Origin of the sequence: Bordetella genomosp. 13 (assembly GCF_002119665.1) — a bacterium.
In the GTDB taxonomy this organism is placed as follows: domain Bacteria; phylum Pseudomonadota; class Gammaproteobacteria; order Burkholderiales; family Burkholderiaceae_B; genus Bordetella.
Genome location: NZ_CP021111.1, coordinates 1,683,573 through 1,703,497 on the forward strand (window position 1 = coordinate 1,683,573; position 19,925 = coordinate 1,703,497).

General features: G+C 69.1%; 23 protein-coding genes. 8 read left to right on the forward strand and 15 right to left on the reverse strand.

Annotated elements, in window-relative coordinates:
* Positions 1 to 21 precede the first annotated feature (21 nt).
* The 6 genes from CAL15_RS07490 to CAL15_RS07515 all read left to right on the forward strand — a co-directional run bounded on the left by CAL15_RS07490 (position 22) and on the right by CAL15_RS07515 (position 4,211).
* The gene (locus CAL15_RS07490) at positions 22 to 993 is read left to right on the forward strand and encodes a DMT family transporter (RefSeq protein ID WP_086078001.1); all 972 of its coding nucleotides are present in this window, start codon (positions 22 to 24) and stop codon (positions 991 to 993) included.
* Between the two features lie 81 nt (positions 994 to 1,074).
* Positions 1,075 to 1,776 carry a glutathione binding-like protein gene (locus CAL15_RS07495; protein WP_198299241.1) on the forward strand — a complete coding sequence of 234 codons (702 nt, stop codon included), beginning with the start codon at positions 1,075 to 1,077 and terminating at the stop codon, positions 1,774 to 1,776.
* 5 nt (positions 1,777 to 1,781) lie between these two features.
* Positions 1,782 to 2,252, forward strand: a complete 471-nt coding sequence (locus CAL15_RS07500) for a GNAT family N-acetyltransferase (protein WP_086078003.1) — start codon at positions 1,782 to 1,784, stop codon at positions 2,250 to 2,252.
* Positions 2,253 to 2,270: 18 nt separating this feature from the next.
* Complete coding sequence (locus CAL15_RS07505) at positions 2,271 to 2,546, forward strand: biotin--protein ligase (RefSeq protein ID WP_086078004.1); 276 nt, start codon at positions 2,271 to 2,273, stop codon at positions 2,544 to 2,546.
* A gap of 68 nt (positions 2,547 to 2,614) precedes the next feature.
* Positions 2,615 to 3,406, forward strand: a complete 792-nt coding sequence (locus CAL15_RS07510; protein WP_086080984.1) for a lipoate--protein ligase family protein — start codon at positions 2,615 to 2,617, stop codon at positions 3,404 to 3,406.
* Between the two features lie 10 nt (positions 3,407 to 3,416).
* Positions 3,417 to 4,211, forward strand: coding sequence for an RsiV family protein (locus tag CAL15_RS07515; RefSeq protein ID WP_086078005.1), 795 nt, complete (start codon positions 3,417 to 3,419; stop codon positions 4,209 to 4,211).
* 110 nt (positions 4,212 to 4,321) lie between these two features.
* Here CAL15_RS07515 and CAL15_RS07520 read toward each other — a convergent pair whose 3' ends face one another.
* The 6 genes from CAL15_RS07520 to mltG all read right to left on the reverse strand — a co-directional run bounded on the left by CAL15_RS07520 (position 4,322) and on the right by mltG (position 10,436).
* Positions 4,322 to 5,611, reverse strand: a complete 1,290-nt coding sequence (locus tag CAL15_RS07520; RefSeq protein WP_086078006.1) for a Glu/Leu/Phe/Val family dehydrogenase — start codon at positions 5,609 to 5,611, stop codon at positions 4,322 to 4,324.
* A 229-nt stretch (positions 5,612 to 5,840) separates the two neighbouring features.
* Positions 5,841 to 6,758 (reverse strand): ankyrin repeat domain-containing protein, encoded by a 918-nt coding sequence (locus CAL15_RS07525; protein WP_420042552.1) that lies wholly within the window; start codon positions 6,756 to 6,758, stop codon positions 5,841 to 5,843.
* A gap of 60 nt (positions 6,759 to 6,818) precedes the next feature.
* Positions 6,819 to 7,589 (reverse strand): TatD family hydrolase, encoded by a 771-nt coding sequence (locus CAL15_RS07530; protein WP_086078007.1) that lies wholly within the window; start codon positions 7,587 to 7,589, stop codon positions 6,819 to 6,821.
* Positions 7,590 to 7,688: 99 nt separating this feature from the next.
* Positions 7,689 to 8,747 carry a DNA polymerase III subunit delta' gene (gene holB, locus CAL15_RS07535; RefSeq protein ID WP_086078008.1) on the reverse strand — a complete coding sequence of 353 codons (1,059 nt, stop codon included), beginning with the start codon at positions 8,745 to 8,747 and terminating at the stop codon, positions 7,689 to 7,691.
* 37 nt (positions 8,748 to 8,784) lie between these two features.
* Entirely contained in the window at positions 8,785 to 9,423 is a 639-nt protein-coding gene (gene tmk, locus CAL15_RS07540; RefSeq protein ID WP_086078009.1) for a dTMP kinase, read from the reverse strand.
* Positions 9,420 to 10,436, reverse strand: coding sequence for an endolytic transglycosylase MltG (gene mltG, locus CAL15_RS07545; RefSeq protein ID WP_086078010.1), 1,017 nt, complete (start codon positions 10,434 to 10,436; stop codon positions 9,420 to 9,422). The genes tmk and mltG overlap by 4 nt, the downstream gene beginning before the upstream one ends.
* Before the next feature lie 161 nt (positions 10,437 to 10,597).
* On the opposite strand from mltG, the gene ygfZ reads away from it, so the two are divergent.
* Entirely contained in the window at positions 10,598 to 11,665 is a 1,068-nt protein-coding gene (gene ygfZ, locus CAL15_RS07550) for a CAF17-like 4Fe-4S cluster assembly/insertion protein YgfZ (protein ID WP_086080986.1), read from the forward strand.
* A 92-nt stretch (positions 11,666 to 11,757) separates the two neighbouring features.
* Here the strand turns inward: ygfZ and CAL15_RS07555 are convergent, their stop codons facing one another.
* From CAL15_RS07555 to CAL15_RS07585, 7 genes are all read right to left on the reverse strand, one after another.
* Positions 11,758 to 12,447, reverse strand: a complete 690-nt coding sequence (locus tag CAL15_RS07555) for a VIT1/CCC1 transporter family protein (RefSeq protein ID WP_086078011.1) — start codon at positions 12,445 to 12,447, stop codon at positions 11,758 to 11,760.
* Between the two features lie 54 nt (positions 12,448 to 12,501).
* Entirely contained in the window at positions 12,502 to 12,942 is a 441-nt protein-coding gene (locus tag CAL15_RS07560) for a PaaI family thioesterase (RefSeq protein ID WP_086078012.1), read from the reverse strand.
* The gene (gene mmsB, locus CAL15_RS07565; RefSeq protein WP_086078013.1) at positions 12,939 to 13,829 is read right to left on the reverse strand and encodes a 3-hydroxyisobutyrate dehydrogenase; all 891 of its coding nucleotides are present in this window, start codon (positions 13,827 to 13,829) and stop codon (positions 12,939 to 12,941) included. The genes CAL15_RS07560 and mmsB overlap by 4 nt, the downstream gene beginning before the upstream one ends.
* A 52-nt stretch (positions 13,830 to 13,881) precedes the next feature.
* Complete coding sequence (locus CAL15_RS07570; protein WP_086078014.1) at positions 13,882 to 15,039, reverse strand: enoyl-CoA hydratase/isomerase family protein; 1,158 nt, start codon at positions 15,037 to 15,039, stop codon at positions 13,882 to 13,884.
* The gene (locus CAL15_RS07575; protein WP_086078015.1) at positions 15,036 to 16,190 is read right to left on the reverse strand and encodes an acyl-CoA dehydrogenase family protein; all 1,155 of its coding nucleotides are present in this window, start codon (positions 16,188 to 16,190) and stop codon (positions 15,036 to 15,038) included. The genes CAL15_RS07570 and CAL15_RS07575 overlap by 4 nt, the downstream gene beginning before the upstream one ends.
* 199 nt (positions 16,191 to 16,389) lie before the next feature.
* Complete coding sequence (locus CAL15_RS07580) at positions 16,390 to 16,734, reverse strand: RnfH family protein (RefSeq protein ID WP_086078016.1); 345 nt, start codon at positions 16,732 to 16,734, stop codon at positions 16,390 to 16,392.
* Entirely contained in the window at positions 16,724 to 17,158 is a 435-nt protein-coding gene (locus CAL15_RS07585) for a type II toxin-antitoxin system RatA family toxin (protein WP_086078017.1), read from the reverse strand. The genes CAL15_RS07580 and CAL15_RS07585 overlap by 11 nt, the downstream gene beginning before the upstream one ends.
* A gap of 139 nt (positions 17,159 to 17,297) precedes the next feature.
* On the opposite strand from CAL15_RS07585, the gene smpB reads away from it, so the two are divergent.
* Positions 17,298 to 17,765: an SsrA-binding protein SmpB gene (gene smpB / locus CAL15_RS07590; protein WP_086078018.1), complete on the forward strand. Its 468-nt coding sequence runs from the start codon at positions 17,298 to 17,300 to the stop codon at positions 17,763 to 17,765.
* A gap of 12 nt (positions 17,766 to 17,777) precedes the next feature.
* Here the strand turns inward: smpB and CAL15_RS07595 are convergent, their stop codons facing one another.
* Both CAL15_RS07595 and CAL15_RS07600 read right to left on the reverse strand, forming a co-directional pair.
* Positions 17,778 to 18,947: a GGDEF domain-containing protein gene (locus CAL15_RS07595; protein WP_086078019.1), complete on the reverse strand. Its 1,170-nt coding sequence runs from the start codon at positions 18,945 to 18,947 to the stop codon at positions 17,778 to 17,780.
* A 25-nt stretch (positions 18,948 to 18,972) separates the two neighbouring features.
* Positions 18,973 to 19,899 (reverse strand): SPFH domain-containing protein, encoded by a 927-nt coding sequence (locus CAL15_RS07600; protein WP_086080987.1) that lies wholly within the window; start codon positions 19,897 to 19,899, stop codon positions 18,973 to 18,975.
* Positions 19,900 to 19,925: the final 26 nt, after the last annotated feature.

Below are 19,925 nucleotides of genomic sequence, written 5' to 3' on the forward strand. Positions count from 1 at the left end.
GACGGCTCCCGGAGCACTACCATGTCCGCCTCCTTGCAAGAACGTACCGGCTTGATGCAGATGGCTGCCGCCATGACGCTGTCGGGCACGCTCGGTTATTTCGTCCTCGAATCGGGGCAGAGCCCCTGGAACATCGTCTTTCTGCGCTGCGTGTTCGGCGCGCTGGGCCTGCTGGCCTACTGCGCGGCGCGCGGCCTGCTGCGCCCCGGCCTGTTCACCGCCCGCACCCTCGGCCTGGCGCTGCTGGCCGGCGCCGCGCTCGTCTTCAACTGGGTGCTGTTGTTCTCGGCCTACCGCCTGGCCTCGATTTCGCTGTCCACGGCGGTCTACAACATGCAGCCGTTCATCCTTATCGGCCTGGGCGCCGCCTTCCTGGGCGAGCGTCCCACGCGCGGCAAGCTCGCCTGGACCGCGGTGGCGTTCGGCGGACTGCTGCTGGTGCTGCGGGTGTCGCCCGCGCGCCTGGGCGACGGGCAGGACTATCTGGTGGGACTGGCCCTGGCGTTGGGCGCTGGCGCGCTTTATGCCGTGACGGCCATACTGGTCAAGCGCCTCACCGGCGTCCCGCCGCAGGTGCTGGCGCTGGTGCAGGTGGCGCTGGGCGCCGTGCTGCTGCTGCCGCTGGCCGACCTGCACGCCCTGCCTCAAGCTCCCGCCCAGTGGGGCAGCGTGGTCGCGCTGGGCCTGGTGCACACCAGCCTGATGTACATCCTGCTGTATTCGGCGCTGCAGAAGCTGCCGACCTCGTCGGCCGCGCCGCTCAGTTTCATCTATCCGGTGGTGGCGATGCTGCTAGACTACGTGGTGTACGGCCAGCGCCTGGCTGCGGTGCAATGGCTGGGTGTGGCGCTGATCTTCGTGGCCGTGGCGGGCGTCAGCCTGCGGCGCACCCCCACCGGCGGCACGCCGGGCGCCACGGCGACGGCGGGACGCGCGCATGGGGTCTCGCGCGCGGCAAACCCGGTCAATCCCGCGCCACGCGCCGGGGCTTGAGGCCTGCGGGCCGCGCCAAGCCGCTATCATGAGGCATTACCGCCCGCGCCGCGTGCGGGCGACGCCATGCAAAGGACGCTCATGATCGACCTGTACTACTGGACGACCCCCAACGGCCACAAGATCACCCTGTTCCTGGAAGAGACCGGACTGCCCTATCGCATCCACCCGGTGAACATCAGCAAGGGCGAGCAGTTCCAGCCCGAGTTCCTGGCCATCGCTCCGAACAACCGCATTCCCGCCATCGTCGACCAGGCGCCCGCCGACGGCGGCGCCCCGGTATCGCTGTTCGAGTCCGGCGCCATCCTGCTCTACCTGGCCGAGAAGACCGGCCGCTTCATCCCGCAAGACGTGCGCGGCCGCGCCGAGGTGCTGCAGTGGCTGTTCTGGCAGATGGGCGGCCTGGGGCCCATGGCGGGCCAGAACCACCACTTCTCGGCCTATGCGCCCGAGCCCGTGCCCTATGCCATCGAGCGCTACGTGAAGGAAACCAACCGCCTGTATGGCGTGCTGAACCACCGCCTGGCCGATCGGGAGTTCGTGGCCGGCGACTACTCCATCGCGGACATGGCGGCCTATCCATGGATCGTGCCGCACGAGCGCCAGGGCCAGAACCTGGACGACTTCCCGCACCTGAAACGCTGGTTCCACGCCATCGCCGAGCGGCCGGCCACGGTGCGCGCCTACGAGAAGGCCAAAGAGATCAACGTGGCGCCTTCGGTGGGCGACGAGGCCTCGCGCCGCGTGCTGTTCGGCCAGACGGCCGCCTCGCTGCGCCGCTGACGGCCATGTCCAGCGCGACCGCGGTATTCCGACGCGCCACCGCCGCCGACCTGCCCGCCATCGTCGGGCTGCTGGCCGACGACATCCTGGGCAGCAGCCGCGAGGATGGCACGCAGCCGCCCAGCCCCGCGTATCAGGCCGCATTCGCGGCCATCGACCGCGACCCCAACCAGCTGCTGGTCGTGGCCGAAGTGGACGCGCGCGTGGCCGGCTGCCTGCAGCTCAGCTTCATTCCCGGACTGGCGCACCAGGGCGCCTGGCGCGGCCAGATCGAGGCGGTGCGCATTGCCTCGACCCTGCGCGGCAGCGGCGTCGGCCGCGCCATGTTCGAGTGGGCCATCGAGCAATGCCGCGGCCGTGGCTGCGCCATGGTGCAACTGACCACGGACAAGCGCCGCGACGACGCGCGGCGCTTCTATGAATCGCTGGGTTTCACGGCCAGCCATGAAGGCATGAAGCTGCGGCTGGCCGACTGATTCAAGGAGTCTTACCCCATGCACGGAGAGTACAAGGTGCCCGGCGGCAAGCTGGTGGTCGCCGACGTCGACGTCGAGGCCGGCCGCCTGGCGCGCGTCCGCATCAGCGGCGATTTCTTTCTCGAGCCGCCTGAAGCGCTCGACGCCATCAACCGCGGCCTGTGCGGCCTGCCGGTCCACGCCGGCGAATCGGAACTGGCCGAGGCCGTACGCCGCGCGTTGCCCGAGGGCGCCGAACTGTTCGGCTTCTCGCCCGAGGCGGTCGCGGTAGTGGTACGGAGAGCCCTGCCATGACCGAACACGACAGCGCATCCGCCGCGCCGCAGCCCTCGCCGGCCGCCGCGCCCACCACCGTTCCGCCCATGCCCACGCCGGGTCCGCGCCGCACCTCGTGGTCCGACTACGAGTGGCAACTGGTGCACGAAGGGCCCCAGCCGCCTGCGCTGCACATGGCGCTGGACGCCGTGATCACCGACGAGGTCGGCGCCGGGCGCCGTCCGCCTACCCTGCGCATCTGGGAATGGTCGGCCTCGGCTGTGGTCATCGGCCGCTTCCAGTCGCTGAAGAACGAAGTGGACATGCAGGCCGCGCGCGAACACGGCGTGACCGTCGTGCGTCGCGTCAGCGGCGGCGGCGCCATGTTCGTCGAGCCCGGCAACACCATCACGTACTCGCTCAGCGTGCCGCAGGCGCTGGTACATGGCATGAGCTTCCAGGAATCGTACGAGTTCCTGGACGCCTGGGTCATCCGCGCGCTGCACGACCTCGGCATCAAGGCCTGGTACCAGCCCCTGAACGACATCGCCTCCGAAGGCGGCAAGATCGGCGGAGCCGCCCAGGCCCGGCGCGGCGGTGCGGTGCTGCACCACGTCACCATGTCCTATGACATCGATGCCGAGAAAATGGTGCAGGTGCTGCGCATCGGCCGCGAGAAGCTTTCCGACAAGGGCACCACCAGCGCCAAGAAGCGGGTCGATCCCCTGCGCAGCCAGACCGGACTGGCGCGCCAGGCCATCATCGGCCGCATGCTCGAGACCTTCTCGGGCATGTGCCTGCTGGCCCCCGGCACGCTGGGGGCGGCCACGCTCGAGGCAGCGCAGCGCCAGGCCGACGAGAAGTTTTCCAGCGAGGCATGGACCGCCATGGTCCCCTGAGGAGGCCGTCATGTCGCATCTGCCATTTGCCCTGCGAGCCGGGCTCGTCTCCATGGCCGTGCTGCTGGCGGCCTGCGGCAGCTCGCCGCCGGATACGATCAGCCTGCCCGCGCAGGGCGCCGCCGTCAGCGCGGACGTGCGCACCCAGCCCGTGCGGCGCGAGCTGACCAAACCCGGCTGCAAGGGCGAGGACTGCCCCCGCATCGTCGTGGACAGCATCGCCTTTCCCGAGATACCTGCGCTGACGCAGCACGTGGACAGCAGCCTGGCCGGCATGACGGGCGTGGACGCCAATCTGCGGGGCGCCTATCGCACCATCGACGAGTACATTGCCTATTTCTGGCGTACCGCCCAGCCTCGCGACCGCACCGAACTGCGCGCCAAAGTGCGCGACGTGGTGGCGGACGTCATCGGCGTGGAACTGCAGACGGCCCAGTACCTGACTGGCGCGGCCCATGGCATTCCCGCGACGCATTTCCTGAACTGGCAGCGCGCCTCGGGCCGCGAACTGGTGCTGGACGACGTGCTGATTCCTGGTCGGCGCGACCAGTATGTGCAGGCGCTGCGCACCGCGCATCGCGCCTGGCTCAAGCAGAACGAAGACGCCGCGCGCGATCCGGCCGCCTACGACCGCACGTGGCCGTTCGTCGAAAGCAGCAACTACACGCTGACGCGCCAGGGCATGGTGGTGAAGTACGACGCCTACTCCATCGCGCCCTACTCGCACGGCCAGCCCGAGCTGACGATTCCGTACGATGCCCTGCGCGGCATCCTGAAGCCGGAGTTCATGCCGGCTGGGGGCTGAGCTCTATCATCGGTATGCAAAACGGCCCGCGCGATGCGGGCCGTTCGTTCACTGGCGCGTCCAGCAGCCCGCGCGACGCCGCGCGGACTGGTTTGCTGCCGCGCGCCGAATCAGGGGTACAGACCGCGCACCTGGCGGGCCTGCAGGATGCGCGTGCACGCCACGATGAACGCGGCGGTGCGCAGCGACACCTTCTGCTCGCGCGACATCTGGGCGATGGCGGCGTAGGCTTCGCGCATCAGGCGCTCGAGGCGGTGGTTGATCTCGTCCTCGCTCCAGAAGAAGCTGGAGAAATCCTGCACCCATTCGAAGTAGCTGACCGTCACGCCGCCGGCGTTGGCCAGCACGTCCGGCACGACGTAAACGCCGTTGTCGTGCAGGATGTCGTCGGCCTCGGGGGTGGTGGGACCGTTGGCGCCTTCGACCACCACCTTGGCGCGCACCTTGCCGGCGTTCTCGGAGGTGATCTGGTTCTCGAGCGCCGCCGGGATCAGGAAATCGGTTTCCAGGCCCCAGAAATCGGCGTTGGCCAGCGCCTCGCCGCCCGAGAAGCCGCCCACCCCGCCCTTGTTCGAGACGTGGGCCAGCAGCTTGTGCACGTCGAGGCCGGCCGGGTTGTAGACCGTGCCGGTGTGGTCCTGCGCGGCCACCACGACGGCGCCGGCCTCGTGGAACAGGCGGGCGGCGGTGCCGCCCACGTTGCCGAAGCCCTGCACGATGACCTTGGCGCCGGCCACGTCGATGTTCAGGTCGCGTGCCGCCTCGCATGCCACGACGAACACGCCGCGGCCGGTGGCTTCGATCCGGCCCAGGCTGCCGCCCAGCGAGATGGGCTTGCCGGTGACCACGCCGGTGGCCGTGGCGCCCTCGTTCATCGAGTAGGTATCCATCATCCAAGCCATGATCTGGGCGTTGGTGTTGACGTCGGGCGCGGGAATGTCCTTGGCCGGACCGATGATGACGCCGATTTCAGAGGTATAGCGGCGCGTCATGCGCTCGATTTCGGATTGCGACAGCTTGCGGGGATCGACCCGGATGCCGCCCTTGGCGCCGCCGTACGGCAGATTGACCGCCGCGTTCTTGACCGACATCCAGGCCGCCAGCGCCATCACTTCGGACAGCGTGACGTCCTGGTGAAAGCGCACGCCGCCCTTGCCCGGACCGCGCGAGGTGTTGTGCTGGACGCGATAACCCTCGAAATGCGCGATGGTGCCATTGTCCATCTCGATGGGCACGTCGACGATCAGGGCGCGCTTGGGACGCTTGAGCGTCTCGACCCAGCGCGCCAGCGGGCCCAGATAGGGCGTGACGCGGTCGACCTGTTGAAGGTAGATGCCCCAAGGACCGAGGTGTCCGGCATCGAGATAGGACGGCAAAGCGTGGGCGGAACTTTGAGACATGGGCTGCTCTCCGGGAGAAAGTGGTGCCATTGTAGCCACGAACATTGATACGTCACCTATTATTAGTTATTTTATTTAATAGGGACGCATAATGAACAACGCGTTTCTGCATCGTTCTGACGGCGGTCTCCTGTGCCCGGACATCGTACGCCGCCGCGCCTGGCATCGAAACAGCGGCGAACCCGGGGTCCGCCGATCAGCGGCGTAAACCCGGTCTCTAGTCGCCGCCTCAGTCGTACGTCTCGCGCCGCACGCCGCTGACCCCGCGCACCGTCGCCGGGTCCCGCTCGGGGGCGGCTTGCGACCCGCCGGGCGCCGCGGCCGGATCGACACCCTGCCCGATGCCCGGCTGCGATGGCGTCGGGGCGCTCGCGGGCGGCGCCGTGGGCGCAATGGCCGGCAGGCTGGGCGCGGGGGCGATCGGCTCGCCCTGCCCCTGCGCCGCCCGCAACTCACGCTTGCGCTGCTCGGCGCGCGCGATGACCTGGCGCAGATTGTCGGCAAGGGTCGGCGCACGGCCCTCGTCCGCCCATTCGGCGGCGTCGTGTCCTTTCAAGTCCCGGGTGGTCGGGTCGGCGCCGGCGTCCAGAAGCAGCTGCACCATGGGTTGGCTGCCGGAATACGCCGCCATCATCAGCGGCGTGGTGCCCAAGGGGGACGGGGCGTTGGGCATGGCGCGATGCTGCAGCATCAGCCGCGCCGTCTCGAGCTGCCCCTTCGAGGCTGCGTAATGAAGCGGCGTCCAGCCCAGCCGGTTCACCTGGGCGCCCCGTGCGATCAACGCCTTGGCGCGTTCGGTCTGCCCCATCAGCGCCAGGTACATCAGCGGCGTTTCTCCGGCCGGATTCTCGGCGTTGACGTCGGTGCGAGGATCGGCCGCCAGCAGATCGAACACGCCCCACGCCTGGTCTATCACCGCGCGCATGAGGGCGGGCTGCCCGTTCTGGTAACGCAGATTGGGATCGGCGCCCCCGGCCAGCATCCTGCGCATGTCATCGGTGCGGTCATTGGCGATGGCCGGCCACCAGTCGGTGGACACCTGGGCGCCCATTGCCTGGGCGCCGCCCAGCAAAGCCGCGGCCAGCAGTCCCGCGCGCAGCGCAGCGCCGATGCGAGCGGTGGCGAATTTCGCTTGTCCGGACTTGATCATGGCCGAATCTCCTAACCTATCACTTTAACTATCCAACATTAGATAAATCACTTCAAATCAGCGTTTTATCTTATTGAATAGTTTGAAAAAATTCTCGGTGGACGCCTCGGCCACCTCCTCGGTGGAAATGCCTTTGAGCGCCGCGATGCGCTCGGCCACGTGCACCACCTTCGCAGGATCGTTCAGCTTGCCGCGATGCGGCACCGGCGCCAGATACGGCGAATCCGTTTCGATCAGCAGGCGGTCCAGCGGCATGCGCGTGGCCACGTCGTGCACCACCTGCGCGTTCTTGAACGTGACGATGCCGGACAGCGAGATATGGAAATTCAGGTCCATCGCCTCGCGGGCGATGTCCCAGGTCTCGGTGAAGCAGTGCATCACGCCGCCGACGTCGGCAGCGCCTTCTTCGCGCAACACGCGCACCGTGTCCGCGGCCGAGGCCCGGGTGTGCACGATGAGCGGCAGTCCCGCGGCGCGCCCGGCTTGGATATGGCGGCGAAAGCGGTCGCGCTGCCAGTCCAGCGGCTCGGCCAGCCGGTAGTAGTCCAGTCCCGTTTCGCCGATGGCCACCACCTTGGGATGGGCAGCCAGCCGCACCAACTCCTCGGGTTCGGGGTCGGGCGTGTCTTCGTAGTCGGGATGCACGCCCACCGAGGCCCACAGATTGGCGTGCGGCTCGACGATCTCCATCAGGCCCGGCCAATCGGGCAGGTTGACGCTGACGACCAGCGCATGGCTGACCTTGTTGGCCTGCATGCGCTCAAGGACGCCGGGCAGGTCTTGCGCGAGCTCGGGAAAATTCAGATGACAGTGCGAATCGACGTACATACGGAAGAGGAAAAGAAGGCGACGACGGGCGCGAGGCGCGCGTCGCGGGATCTGCGCAAGGAAAAGGGGCACGCGGCGTGCCCGGCGCGAATCAGGGCGCTAAGCCTGGCAGGATAGCACCACGCGCTGCAGCGCCGCATGCACGAACAGCTTGGCATTCAGGGGGTGGTTGGCCACGGCGCGCTGGCCGCTCAGCCAGTGCGCCGCGTCGGCCATGCGCGCGGGACGGACGCGTTGCGCCGTGAGGCGCACGGGCTCGGCCAGGCTGGGGAAATACCGCGCCGGCGCCCCGCAGCCGGCCAGCATCAGGTCGGCGTACAGGCGTTGCAGCGCATCGATCCATTCGACGGGCGCCAGTTTTTCCAGCGTTTCGGTCAGCGCACCCACGTCGGGCGACTGGCCTGCCGACAAAGGCGTGATCAATTGCCCCAGCCATGCCGGGCAAGGCTGGTCCTGCTGCTGCGACAGGCGCAGCGCCGACAGCGGCGCGCCGCCAGCGGCCGCCAGCCACTCGGCGGCGGGCTCGACTCCCTGCTGCTGCAGCCACTGCAAGGCCAGCGCCGGCTCCGGCGCGGCCAGCGGCAGGCGCCGGCAGCGCGACACCAGCGTGGGCAGCAGGCGGTCGGGCGCATCGGCCACCAGCAGGAACACGGTGTTGGGGGGCGGCTCTTCGAGCACCTTCAGCAGCGCATTGGCCGAGATCACGTTCAGGGCCTGGGCCGGATACAGCAGCGCCACCCGCCATCCGCCGCGGTGCGTCGCCGTGTTGAACCAGGACTCGAGCGCGCGGATCTGGTCGATGCGTATGTCCTTGGACGGCGCCCGCTTGGCGGCGCCTCCGGATGCCGCGGCTTCGCCGTCCTCGCCGCTCTCGGCCGCGGCATCGGCGCCCTCTTCCAGCGCCACGGCCTCGGGCCGGATGCGCCGCAGATCGGGGTGGTTGCCGGCGGACACCCAGGCGCAGGCCGCGCAGCGGCCGCAGGCCAGCCCCTGCTCGGGAGACTCGCACAGCAGGCTGGCCGCCGCCGCGGCGGCGAACTGCAGCTTGCCGATGCCGGCCACGCCATGAACCAGCCACGCGTGGGCGAAGCGCTCGCGCCGCGTCAGCCAGGCGCGCGCGGTATCGAGATGCCAGGGGGGAAAGGCGGCCAGGGTCATTGCCGGCCTCGCCGTGGACGATCGATCCGCGGACCGGTCATCGCGCCTGCTCCAGCAGGTCGTCCAGCTCGGCCTGCAGCTGCGCGCGCACCTGCTCGACCGGCCGGCTGCCGTCGATGACGCGCACCCGCTGCGGATGTGCAAGCGCGCGCTCATGGTATGCGGCGCGCACGCGTTCGAAGAAGGCTTGGGCCTCGCGCTCGAAGCGGTCGGGATCGCGGCTGGCGGCCAGGCGCTGGCGCGCCACCTCGGGCGGCACGTCGAACAGCCAGGTGCGGTCGGGTTGCAGGCCAGGCTGCATCCATTGCTCGAGCGCCGCGACGCGGGCGACGCCCAGCTCGCGCCCCCCGCCCTGGTAGGCATAGGTGGCGTCGGTATACCGGTCGCAGACCACCCAGGTGCCGCGGGCCAGCGCCGGCTCGATGACCGTGCGCACGTGCTCGCACCGTCCGGCGAACATCAACAGCGTCTCGGTCTCGAGTTGCATGGGCTCGTGCAGCACCAGTTCGCGCAGCCGCTCGCCCAGCGGCGTGCCGCCCGGCTCGCGCGTGGCCAGCACGGTGTGGCCGGCCGCGCGCAGGGCGTCCACCAGCCAGCCGGCATGCGTGCTCTTGCCGGCGCCGTCCACCCCTTCGAGGGTGATGAATCGCCCACGGGCGGTATGCAGCTCGCTCATCGGTTCTGCTGCCCCAGGATGAAGCGCGAGACGTTGCGATTGTGGTCGCCCAGGTTACGGGCGAATTCGCTGGTGCCGTCGCCGCGCGAGACGAAGTACAGGAAGGTGTGCGATTCGGGCTGGATGGCCGCCCGCAGCGCCGCGCGGCCGGGCGCGGCGATGGGCGTGGGCGGCAGGCCGGGCCGGGTGTAGGTGTTCCAGGGCGTGTCGGTCTGCAGGTCGCGCTTGCGGATGCGGCCGTCGTACGCCGCGCCCATGCCGTAGATCACCGAGGGGTCGGTCTGCAGCAGCATGCCGCGGCGCAAGCGGTTGATGAACACGCCGCTGATGCGGGCGCGGTCGGCGCCGTCGCCGGTTTCTTTCTCGATGATGGAAGCCAGGATCAGCGCCTCGTAGGGCGTGGCCAGCGGCAGGTCGGGCGCGCGCTCGGCCCAGGCCTTCTGCAGTACCTGCTCGCCGGCCTGGTAGGCGCGGCGCAGGATGTCGAAATCGGTGCTGCCCGCGGTGAACACGTAGGTGTCGGGGAAGAACATGCCCTCGGGATGGGGGATGGCGGCGCCCAGCCGCTGCATCAACGCCTCGTCGCTGACGTCGTCCAGGGTCTGCTTGACGTCGGGGTGATTGCGCAGCGCGTTGCGCATCTGCTGGAACGTCCAGCCCTCGACGAAGGTGACCTGCCGCTGCGACATGTCGCCGCGCGCCAGCCGCCGCAACAACAGCCACGGGCTGTCGCCCTGCTTGGCCTCGTAGCCGCCGGCCTTGATCAGCGTGTCCTGCTCGGTAAGGCGCGCCATCCAGACGAAGCCCTCCTCCCAGACCGGAATGCCGGCCTCGGCCAGCGTGCGCGCCACCGCGCGGGGCGTGCTGCCGGGCTGGACGACGAAGTCGACGCGTTCGCCCGCCAGCGGCACGGGCTCGTGGGCCCAGCGCCAGGCCAGGCCCGCGGCGACCGCGGCGGCCACCAGCGGCAGCAGCACGAACAGCAGGAATAGATAGCGAAATCGGATTCTCATGGCTGGCAGGAGTTTAATGGATCGGCAAGCCGCTGCGGCCCGCTCCGCCCCTGATATCGGCAAGGGCTTGCGGCGACGGCGTCCGTCCCCGGCGTATCATGGGGCTTTGCCTGCAAGCGCGGGCCAGCAACGGCGGAGCTTCCGCCACCATCGATCTCACCATGCACGCTTTCTACGATTCGATTCCGCTGGGCGCCGAAGGTTCGCCGCTGTGCGCGCCGCTGCCCGGCTTCTGCGTCCTGGCCGCGGCCGGAGACGATGCCCTGACTTTTCTGCACGGCCAGCTCACGCAGGACGTGACAGGCCTGCCCGACGACGCCGCGCGCCTGGCCGGCTACTGCACCGCCAAGGGCCGCCTCCTGGCCACGATGGTGATGTGGCGGACGGGCCCGGCCTCGGCTGTGGAAGGCGCCGGCGCGGTCGCGGACTCGGTCGCTGGGGCCTCGGCCTCCACCGCGGCCCACACCCAGCCCCGCCTGTACGCCCTGGTGCGCGATGACCTGGCGGATGCGCTGTTGAAGCGCCTGTCCATGTTTGTCCTGCGCGCCAAGGTCAAGCTGTCGCGCGCGCCGCTGCACGTGGCCGGCGTGCAATGCAATGCCGACCAGCTGCCCGCCCTGGAAGACGCCTGTGGCGGCGCCCTGCCGACGGTCGCATGGCAACGCGCCGAGCTGCCCGCCGGCACGTGGATCGCGGCGCCCTCCTCGGCCGAGAACTGCCTGCGCTGGTGGTGGATCGCGGACGACGCGCAATTGCAGCAGGCGGCGGCGCTGGCGCAGTTGCTGGCGCGCGCCGAACCGGCGCAGTGGCAGGCCGCCGACCTGGCGGCCGGGCTGCCCTGGATCGGCAGCGCCACCCAGGACCTGTTCATCCCGCAGACGGTCAACCTCGACCTCGCCGGCGGCGTCAGCTTCACCAAAGGCTGCTATCCGGGGCAGGAAGTCGTGGCGCGCAGCCACTACCGCGGCACCGTGAAGCGGCGCATGGCCTACGGCCAGCTGCAGAACGGCTGCGGCGCCCAGGAACTGGCGGGCGTCGACGTGTACGATGCGGCGCAGCCGGGAGAGCCTTGCGGACGCGTGGTCGACGCAGCCCGGCACGTGGGCGTGTCGCTGCTGTTCGAGACCACCCTGGCGTCGCTGCCCGATGGCGACCTACGCCTGGGCGCGCCCGACGGTCCGCGCATCGCGGTGATGCCGTTGCCGTACGCGCTGACGGCGGCCGACTGACCGCATCTGGCGGGGGTTCCGAGCCGCATCTTTCCGGCCGCGCCCCGCCGCGCACGTGCGCAGATCACGGTCTGCACGTCATGCCCTGCGCGCTACACCGCCACCCCGAACAGCGACCCCACGCCCGCCGTCACGCCGACCGCCAGGGCGCCCAGCAGCATCACGCGCACGCTGGCCCGCCCCATGGGCGCTCCGCCCGCGCGCGCCGCCACCGCTCCCAGCACACCCAGACAGGCCACCGAAGCCACGCCGACACTGACGATCAGATGCGTCGTCGGCGCCAGCGCCGACACCAGCAGCGGCAGCGCGGCGCCCGCCGCGAACGAGCCCGCCGAGGCGACCGCGGCCTGGATGGGCCTGGCGCGGTGGTACGCGGAAATGCCCAGTTCGTCGCGCGCGTGCGCATCCAGCGCGTCATGACGCATCAGCTGGCGCGCGACCTCGCGGGCCAGGTCCGGCGCCAGTCCGCGCGCCACATAGATCCCGGTCAGTTCATCCAGCTCCTGCACGGGGTTTCCGCGCAGCGACCGGACCTCCAGCTGCAGGTCGGCGGCCTCGGTGTCGGCCTGGCTGCGGACCGAGACATACTCGCCAGCCGCCATCGACAACGAGCCGGCCACCAGGCCGGCCAGGCCCGCGGCCAGGATGGCCGAATGGCTGGGATGCGCCGCCGCGACGCCGGCAATGAGGCTCGCCGTGGAAACGATCCCGTCGTTGGCGCCGAGCACGGCGGCGCGCAGCCAGCCGATGCGGAAGATGCGATGGTGTTCTTTTGATGGCATCGTGTTGCGCCCGCGGCATCAGGCCGGCCGGCGCGTACGCAGTATAAGCGGCGCTCAGCGCGGCGTGACGCGCACCGTGGTCATCAATCCCACCACGCACAGCGTCGCCTGCCCGCCGCGCCACGCGTGCACCTCGGCCTGGCACACCGTCAGCCGCCGGCCGGGCTTCAGCACCGTACCGGTGGCTACGTAGTGATCGCCGGCCGCCGGCGCCAGGAAGTTCATCTTGAACTCCGAGGTCAGCACGTCCTCTCCGGGCTCGAACAGACTGTAGGCCGCGTAGCCGCCCGCGCTGTCGGCGATGGTGGTGGAGATGCCGGCATGCAGAAAGCCGTTCTGCTGTGACAGTTCTGGCCGGTACGGCACGCGGATCTCCACCTTTCCCGGCGCCAGCACCCGCAGTTCGGCGCCGATGAAACCCATGACGCCCTGGCGCGCGAAGCTGGCCTGCACGCGCTCGGCCAGCTCGGCCGACACCGCCGCCGCGCCGGTCATGGCGCCTTGTGTCCGTACAGGCGCACGATGCTGGAAAAATCCAGCTTGCCGTTGCCGCCCTGGCTGTGCAGTGCATACAGGTTGCGCGCCAGCTCGCCCAGGGGCACGGCGGCACGCGCGGCCAGCGCCGCCTCGGCGGCCAGGCCCAGGTCTTTCAGCATCAGGTCCACGCCGAAGCCGCCGGCATAATCCTTCGAGGCCGGCACGTTCGGCATCACGCCGGGCCAGGGGTTGTACAGCTCGGTCGCCCAGTTGCGGCCCGAACTCTTGGCGATGATGTCCGACAGCACTTTTGGGTCGAGGCCATTGGCCACGCCCAGCGCCAGCGCCTCGGACGTACCCGCCATCAGGATGCCCAACAGCATGTTGTTGCAGATCTTGGCCACCTGCCCCGCGCCGGACGGACCGGCATGGAAGATGTTCTTGCCCATCTGCTCAAGCACCGGCCGCGCACGCGCCAATGCCTCGTCCGTGCCGCCCACGATGAAGGTCAGCGTACCGGCCGCCGCGCCGGCCGTGCCGCCCGACACCGGGGCGTCCACCATGGCCAGTCCGCGCGCCTGGGCCGCGGCCGCGACCTTGCGCGCCGAATCCGGGGCGATGGTGCTGCAGTCGATCACCAGTTTGCTGGGATCGATGCGCGCCAGCAGATCGTCTTCGAGGTACAGGCTTTCGACGTGCTTGCTGGCGGGCAGCATGGTGATGACCACCTCCGCGCCGTCGACGGCCTCGTGGGCCGAGGCGGCCGCCCGCGCGCCGGCGTCGGTCAGCGTCCGCACGGCGGCGGGCACCAGGTCGTACACCGTCAGGTGGTGGCCGGCCTTGACCAGGTTCAGCGCCATGGGGGCGCCCATGTTGCCCAGGCCGATGAATGCGATGCTGCTCATGCTTGTCTCCTCGTGATTTTTTGTCGGGATGGTGCAGCGGTGTCGGGTGAGGTCAGGCTTTGCCCAGATCGTCCAGCGGATGCGGCTGGTCCTGCGGCCAGGGCTCGTCGAAGAACTTCTGCACCCAGGCCGGGCTGGCCTCGGCCAGCGTCGCCGGACTCCATTTCGGCGACTTGTCCTTGTCGATCAGCAGCGCGCGGATGCCCTCGGCCAGGTCGCCATGGGCAACGCACGCCAGCGCCGCCACGTATTCGATGCGGAACACGTCGTCCAGCGTGCGCAGCTTGGTGTGCTGCTGCAGCGCATAGGCCAGGCGCGCCGACCCCGGCGACCCGGCCAGCATGGTCGTCGCGGCGCGCGCCAGCCACGGATCCTCGTGGTGCTTCAGTTCGGCGAGTTCTTCGTAGATGGATTCGAGCTTCAGTTCGCCGCAGATGCTGTTGATGAGGAACGAATGCTGGCGCAGCGGTCCGGGCTCGAGCGGCTGGGCCGGCTCGTGGGCCAACAGCGTCTGGCGCAGCAGGCCGTCGTTCATGGAGCGCGGCGCCAGCCCCTGCCCGGGGCCGCCCGCCCAGGGCTGGTGCAGCAGGGCCTCGCAGAAGCGAGGCCAGTCGGCCGGATCGAGGCGGAAATCCGCCATGCCCGCATAGAACGCGTCGGACGCGTTCAGTTGCGCGCCGGTCAGCGCCAGGAACAGGCCGATGCGTCCCGGCATGCGGTTGAGCAGCCAGCTGGCGCCCACGTCGGGAAACAGGCCGATGGAGATCTCGGGCATGGCCAGGCGCGCGTCGGTGCTGACCACGCGATGGCTCGCTCCCATCATCAGCCCCACGCCGCCGCCCATGACGATGCCGCGCCCCCAGCACAGCAGGGGCTTGGGATAGCTGTGGATCAGATAGTCCAGCCGATACTCGTGCTCGAAGAACGTGCGCGCATAGGTGTTGGCCCACGCGCCCTGGCCGGCATGCTCGCGCATGCTGCGGTACAGGCCGTGCAGGTCGCCGCCGGCACAGAAGGCCTTCTCGCCCGCGCCTTGCAGGATCACCAGCACTACCGAGTTGTCCGACGCCCAGGCGCGCAGCTGGCCATCCAGCAGATCGACCATCTCGAGCGACAGGCCATTGAGCGTCTGGGGGGCGTTCAGCGTGGCCACGCCCAGGCGCATCCCGGTGTCGGTAAAGCGTTCCTCGAAGAGCACGGGGGCGTTCATCTGATATCGACTCCTTTTTCTAGAAGTTGGCGGGCCACGATCACGCGCATGATCTCGTTCGTGCCCTCCAGAATCTGGTGTACGCGAGTATCGCGCACCAGACGCTCCAGTGGATAGTCACGCAAGTAACCATATCCGCCATGCAGTTGCTGCGCGTCCAGGCAGATCTGGAAGCCCATGTCGGTGGCGAAGCGCTTGGCCATGGCGCAATACGTGGTGGCGTCCGGGGAGCCGCCGTCCAGCTTGCACGCGGCCAGCCGCACCATCTGGCGCGAGGCCACCAGGTGGGTCGCCATGTCCGCCAGCTTGAACTGCAGGGCCTGGAACTCGGCCAGGCGGCGGCCGAACTGGCGGCGCTCGTCCATGTAACGGCGTGCGGCGTCCAGCGCGCCCTGCGCGGCGCCGACCGAGCACGTCGCGATGTTGATGCGCCCGCCGTCCAGGCCTTTCATGGCGATCTTGAAACCCTCGCCCTCGGCGCCCAGCAGATGACTGGCCGGCACGCGCACATTCTCGAAAGTGATGGGCCGGGTGGACTGGCTGTTCCAGCCCATCTTCTGCTCCTTGCGGCCATAGCTGATGCCCGGCGTGTCGGCCGGCACGGCGAAGGCGCTGACGCCGCCCGGACCGGGCCCGCCCGTGCGCGCCATCACCACCAGCAGGTCGGTGTCGCCGCCGCCCGAGATGAATGCCTTGGCGCCGCTGATCAGATAGTCGTCGCCGTCGCGTTCGGCGCGCGTGCCCAGCGATCCGGCATCCGAACCGGCGTTCGGCTCGGTCAGGCAGTACGAGGCGAGCTTCTGGCCGCTGGACAGTAGCGGTCCCCAGGCCGCGCGCAGTTCGGGTTGGCCCCAGCGGCCCACCATCCACGTCGCCATGTTGTGGATGGTGAGGAACGCGGTCGTGGAAGGATCGACGGCCGCCATCTCCTCGAATACCAGCGTGGCGTCCAGGCGCGGCAGGCCCAGGCCGCCGATCTCTTCGCTGGCGTAGATGGCGCAGAAGCCCATCTCGCCCGCCCGCGCGAACGCCTCGCGCGGGAAGATGCCTTCCTCGTCCCAGCGCGCCGCATGAGGGGCCAGTTCGCCCTGCGCGTAGTCGCGGGCGGCTTGCGCGAAAGCGCGCTGTTCGTCGGTCAGTTCCAGGTCCACGGCGGTCTCCGATGTCGTATGGTCTTATGGGTGTGCGACCGCATCGTGAACGCTGCCGGCCGCGGAATCGCGTCAACATGTGACGTTGACGTAAACGTCACCTCAACGCCGCCATCTTACGCCGGAAGCGGCGCCCGGTTTTGTCCTGCGAATGACAATCCGCGTGGGCGGGCAGCCGGGCCGCGCGCGGCGCGACGGACTACAGCAGTCCCGGCGGCCGTTCCCTGCCCTGCGCGGCGGCACGCGCGCGGCGGTGTTCGACGCGCCGGCGCCGCGATTCCTTCGGGTCGAAGGTAAGCGCGCGATAGATCTCCACCCGGTCTCCCTCGGCCAGCACCGTCTCCGGCGCGCAGGCGCGGCCGAAGATGCCTACGCCCAGCCGCCACGGGTCGACGCCGGGAAAGTCCTGGGCGAACCCGCTGGCCTGCAGCGCCTGCGCGGCCGTGGCGCCGACCGGCACCGTCAGCTCGCGCAGCCAGACACCCTGGGCGCCGGCATGGCACACCTGCACGCGCAGGCCGGCGGGGTCCGCGTCATTCTCCATACTGGGCCTGGGCGCGCTTGGTGAACGAGTCGATGAAGCTGGTGGCGATGCGGTTGAACACCGGCCCCACCACCATCTCGAGCGCACGGTTGGAGAAGGCGTACTCGAGGGTGAACAGCACCTTGCAGGCGTCCTCGGCCAGGGCCTGGAACTGCCAGTTGCCCACCAGGCGCGAAAACGGGCCGTCGACCAGTTCGAGATTGATGCGGTTGGGATAGTCGTGAGTGTTGCGCGTGGTGAAGCGCTGCTTCAGGCCGGCCAGGCTGATGGTGATGGTGGCCTGCATGCCCTTTTCGTCGCGCGACTGCACCTCGGCGCCGCCGCACCAGGGCATGAACTCCGGATACTTTTCCACGTCGGCCACCAGGTCGAACATCTGGGACGCCGAATACGGTACGAGAACGGAACGCTGGACTGTGTGCATCGACTATGGCAAATGGCTAGAATGATCAGATTTTACCGGTACCGCGGACCTGATATCGTTACCCCGGCGTAAGCCATCGCTACGCCGTGTCCCGCCTGCCGCCCATCTTCTCTGCCGTACCCCCCGCGCATCGCCCCACATGAGCATCATCGACAACCGCAAGGCCTCGCACGATTATTTCATCGAAGACCGCTACGAGGCCGGCATTGCCCTGCAAGGATGGGAGGTCAAGGCCATCCGGGCGGGCCGCGTGCAGCTCAAGGAAAGCTACGTCATCGTCCGCGAGGGCGAGATCTACCTGCTGGGCATGCACGTCAGCCCGCTGGCCACGGCTTCCACGCACATCCATCCCGATGCCATGCGCACCCGCAAGCTGCTGTTGCACGCCGAAGAGATCAGCAAGCTGATCGGCAAGGTCGAGCAGCGCGGCTACACGCTGGTGCCGCTGAACCTGCACTACAAGAATGGCCGCATCAAGCTCGATTTCGCGCTGGGGCGCGGCAAGAAGCTGTACGACAAGCGCGACACTGCGCGCGAGAAAGACTGGCAGCGCGAGAAAGACCGCGTCATGAAGCACGACACGCGCCGTGCCCGTCGCGACGACTGACGCGCCCGCGCATCACGGTCCATGGCCTTGCGGCGGGGCCGTCACCAGACAGTCGCGGCCGCCCGCCTTGGCCGCGTACAGCGCCTGGTCGGCGCGCCGGCTGGCCGATTCCAGCGACTCTTCCATCCCGCACTGCGCCAGTCCGCCGCTGACCGTACAGGTCAGCATACGGCCTTCGTAGAAGCACGGCGTCTCGCGCAGGGCCTGCATCAGGCGCTGCGCCACCTGCCGTGCCTGCGTCAACGACGTATCCGGCAGCGCCACCGAGAACTCCTCCCCACCCACGCGCCCGACTACGTCGCCCGCCCGCAGCACCCCGCCGACCACCCGCGCGAAGTGCTGCAGCACCGCGTCGCCCGCGGCGTGACCGTGCACGTCGTTGATCTGCTTGAAATAGTCGATGTCGACCGTCAGCAGCGTCAGCGGAAGTCCGCCGCGCCCGGCCCGCGCATGCAGCCGCAGCGCCTCGCGCCACCAGGCCTTGCGCGTCAGCAGGCCGGTCAGGAAGTCGGTGTTGGCCTCGCGCTCGCGATCGCCCAGCATGCGGTCGTGGATCATCATGATCAGGCCCAGCGTGAGACTGGGCATGACCATGACGCCCAGCGTCAGGAACGCGACGTTCCACCAGGTAGGCTGCAGCAGCGCGCGGGCGTCTTCCACGCCGGTCGCGTAGACGGCGATGCGCAGCGCATAGCCCAGCGTGGCCAGCACCGCGATGCCGAAGGTGAACAGGTAGCTGTAGCGCGACCGCACCGTCGGCAGCGCGCGCCATATCGCGGCGGCCAGGCCCAGGCTGATCAGCATGTGCAGCAGCGAGGCGGCGATGATGCGGATGTTCGTGGACGGCCACACATACCAGAACAGCGCGATGGCCGCCATCAGCAGCGCCACACCCATGGCCAGCAGGCGCGCCGGCGCGTCCTGCCCCAGGAAGCGGCAGACGCCGGCGTAGTACAGGCAATAGCCCGCCGAGATCAGCAGGTTGGACAGCAGGATGCTGATCCACGCCGGACCGCCGCTGGCCTGCAGCGTGAAGCTGAACAGCGAGCCGATGACCAGCACGTTGGCCCACACCGCCTCCCGTATGCCGGGCACGCCGCTTCGCGCCAGCGAACCCAGCACGGCCAGGCAGATGGCGGTAGCCAGCGCCATGATGACCAGGAGGTTGACCGGAGCCAGCATCGACGCACCGCCGTCCGGCGTCCGCTCACGGGTTGCGGGTGGCCTTGACGATGGTCATGGCCGAGGCCACCAGCCCCCCGACGTCCGACAGGTTCGACGGCAGGATCAGCGTATTGCCTTCCTTGGCGACTTCGCCGAAAGCCTCGACATAGCGTTCGGCCACGCGCAGATTCACGGCTTCCATGCCGCCGGGCTGGCGCACGGCCTCGCCCACTTGCGTGATGGCGCGCGCGGTGGCCTCGGCGATCGCCAGCACGGCGGCGGCCTCGCCCTGGGCCTGGTTGATCTGCGCCTGCTTCTCGCCCTCGGAGCGCGCGATGGCGGCCTCGCGCTCGCCGGTGGCGATGTTGATCTGCTCCTGGCGCCGCCCTTCGGAAGCCGCGATCAGCGCGCGCTTCTCGCGCTCGGCGGTGATCTGCGCCTGCATCGCGCGCAGGATCTCGTTGGGCGGCGTCAGGTCCTTGATCTCGTAGCGCAGCACCTTCACGCCCCAGTTCAGCGCCGCCTCGTCCAGCGAGGCCACGATGGTGCTGTTGATGAATTCGCGTTCCTCGAACGTGCGATCGAGTTCCAGCTTGCCGATGACCGAGCGCAGCGTGGTCTGGGCCAACTGCGTGATGGCGGTGATGTAGTTGGACGAACCGTACGAGGCCCGCATCGGGTCGGTGACCTGGAAATACAGCACGCCGTCCACCTGCAGCTGCGTGTTGTCGCGCGTGATGCAGACCTGGCTGGGCACGTCCAGCGGGATTTCCTTCAGCGAGTGCTTGTACGAGACGCGCTCGACGAACGGAATGACGAAGCCCGGGCCGGGCGACAGCACGCGGTCGAACTTGCCCAGCCGCTCGACCACCCATGCGTGCTGCTGCGGCACGATGGCGATGGCGCGGATGATGATCAGCAGCGCCAGGAAAACGACGATGATCAGGAAGATGGTTGAAGGGTCGAACATCATCGGTAAAGCTCCTTCTGGGAAAG

Excerpts from the sequence above, each read along its gene's own strand:
- CAL15_RS07490 (WP_086078001.1), top strand. The coding sequence starts at position 22 with ATGTCCGCCTCCTTGCAAGAACGTACCGGCTTGATGCAGATGGCTGCC.
- CAL15_RS07495 (WP_198299241.1), top strand. The coding sequence starts at position 1,075 with ATGATCGACCTGTACTACTGGACGACCCCCAACGGCCACAAGATCACC.
- CAL15_RS07500 (WP_086078003.1), top strand. The coding sequence starts at position 1,782 with ATGTCCAGCGCGACCGCGGTATTCCGACGCGCCACCGCCGCCGACCTG.
- CAL15_RS07505 (WP_086078004.1), top strand. The coding sequence starts at position 2,271 with ATGCACGGAGAGTACAAGGTGCCCGGCGGCAAGCTGGTGGTCGCCGAC.
- CAL15_RS07510 (WP_086080984.1), top strand. The coding sequence starts at position 2,615 with ATGCCCACGCCGGGTCCGCGCCGCACCTCGTGGTCCGACTACGAGTGG.
- CAL15_RS07515 (WP_086078005.1), top strand. The coding sequence starts at position 3,417 with ATGTCGCATCTGCCATTTGCCCTGCGAGCCGGGCTCGTCTCCATGGCC.
- CAL15_RS07520 (WP_086078006.1), bottom strand. The coding sequence starts at position 5,611 with ATGTCTCAAAGTTCCGCCCACGCTTTGCCGTCCTATCTCGATGCCGGA.
- CAL15_RS07530 (WP_086078007.1), bottom strand. The coding sequence starts at position 7,589 with ATGTACGTCGATTCGCACTGTCATCTGAATTTTCCCGAGCTCGCGCAA.
- holB (WP_086078008.1), bottom strand. The coding sequence starts at position 8,747 with ATGACCCTGGCCGCCTTTCCCCCCTGGCATCTCGATACCGCGCGCGCC.
- tmk (WP_086078009.1), bottom strand. The coding sequence starts at position 9,423 with ATGAGCGAGCTGCATACCGCCCGTGGGCGATTCATCACCCTCGAAGGG.
- mltG (WP_086078010.1), bottom strand. The coding sequence starts at position 10,436 with ATGAGAATCCGATTTCGCTATCTATTCCTGCTGTTCGTGCTGCTGCCG.
- ygfZ (WP_086080986.1), top strand. The coding sequence starts at position 10,598 with ATGCACGCTTTCTACGATTCGATTCCGCTGGGCGCCGAAGGTTCGCCG.
- CAL15_RS07555 (WP_086078011.1), bottom strand. The coding sequence starts at position 12,447 with ATGCCATCAAAAGAACACCATCGCATCTTCCGCATCGGCTGGCTGCGC.
- CAL15_RS07560 (WP_086078012.1), bottom strand. The coding sequence starts at position 12,942 with ATGACCGGCGCGGCGGCGGTGTCGGCCGAGCTGGCCGAGCGCGTGCAG.
- mmsB (WP_086078013.1), bottom strand. The coding sequence starts at position 13,829 with ATGAGCAGCATCGCATTCATCGGCCTGGGCAACATGGGCGCCCCCATG.
- CAL15_RS07570 (WP_086078014.1), bottom strand. The coding sequence starts at position 15,039 with ATGAACGCCCCCGTGCTCTTCGAGGAACGCTTTACCGACACCGGGATG.
- CAL15_RS07580 (WP_086078016.1), bottom strand. The coding sequence starts at position 16,734 with ATGGAGAATGACGCGGACCCCGCCGGCCTGCGCGTGCAGGTGTGCCAT.
- CAL15_RS07585 (WP_086078017.1), bottom strand. The coding sequence starts at position 17,158 with ATGCACACAGTCCAGCGTTCCGTTCTCGTACCGTATTCGGCGTCCCAG.
- smpB (WP_086078018.1), top strand. The coding sequence starts at position 17,298 with ATGAGCATCATCGACAACCGCAAGGCCTCGCACGATTATTTCATCGAA.
- CAL15_RS07595 (WP_086078019.1), bottom strand. The coding sequence starts at position 18,947 with ATGCTGGCTCCGGTCAACCTCCTGGTCATCATGGCGCTGGCTACCGCC.
- CAL15_RS07600 (WP_086080987.1), bottom strand. The coding sequence starts at position 19,899 with ATGTTCGACCCTTCAACCATCTTCCTGATCATCGTCGTTTTCCTGGCG.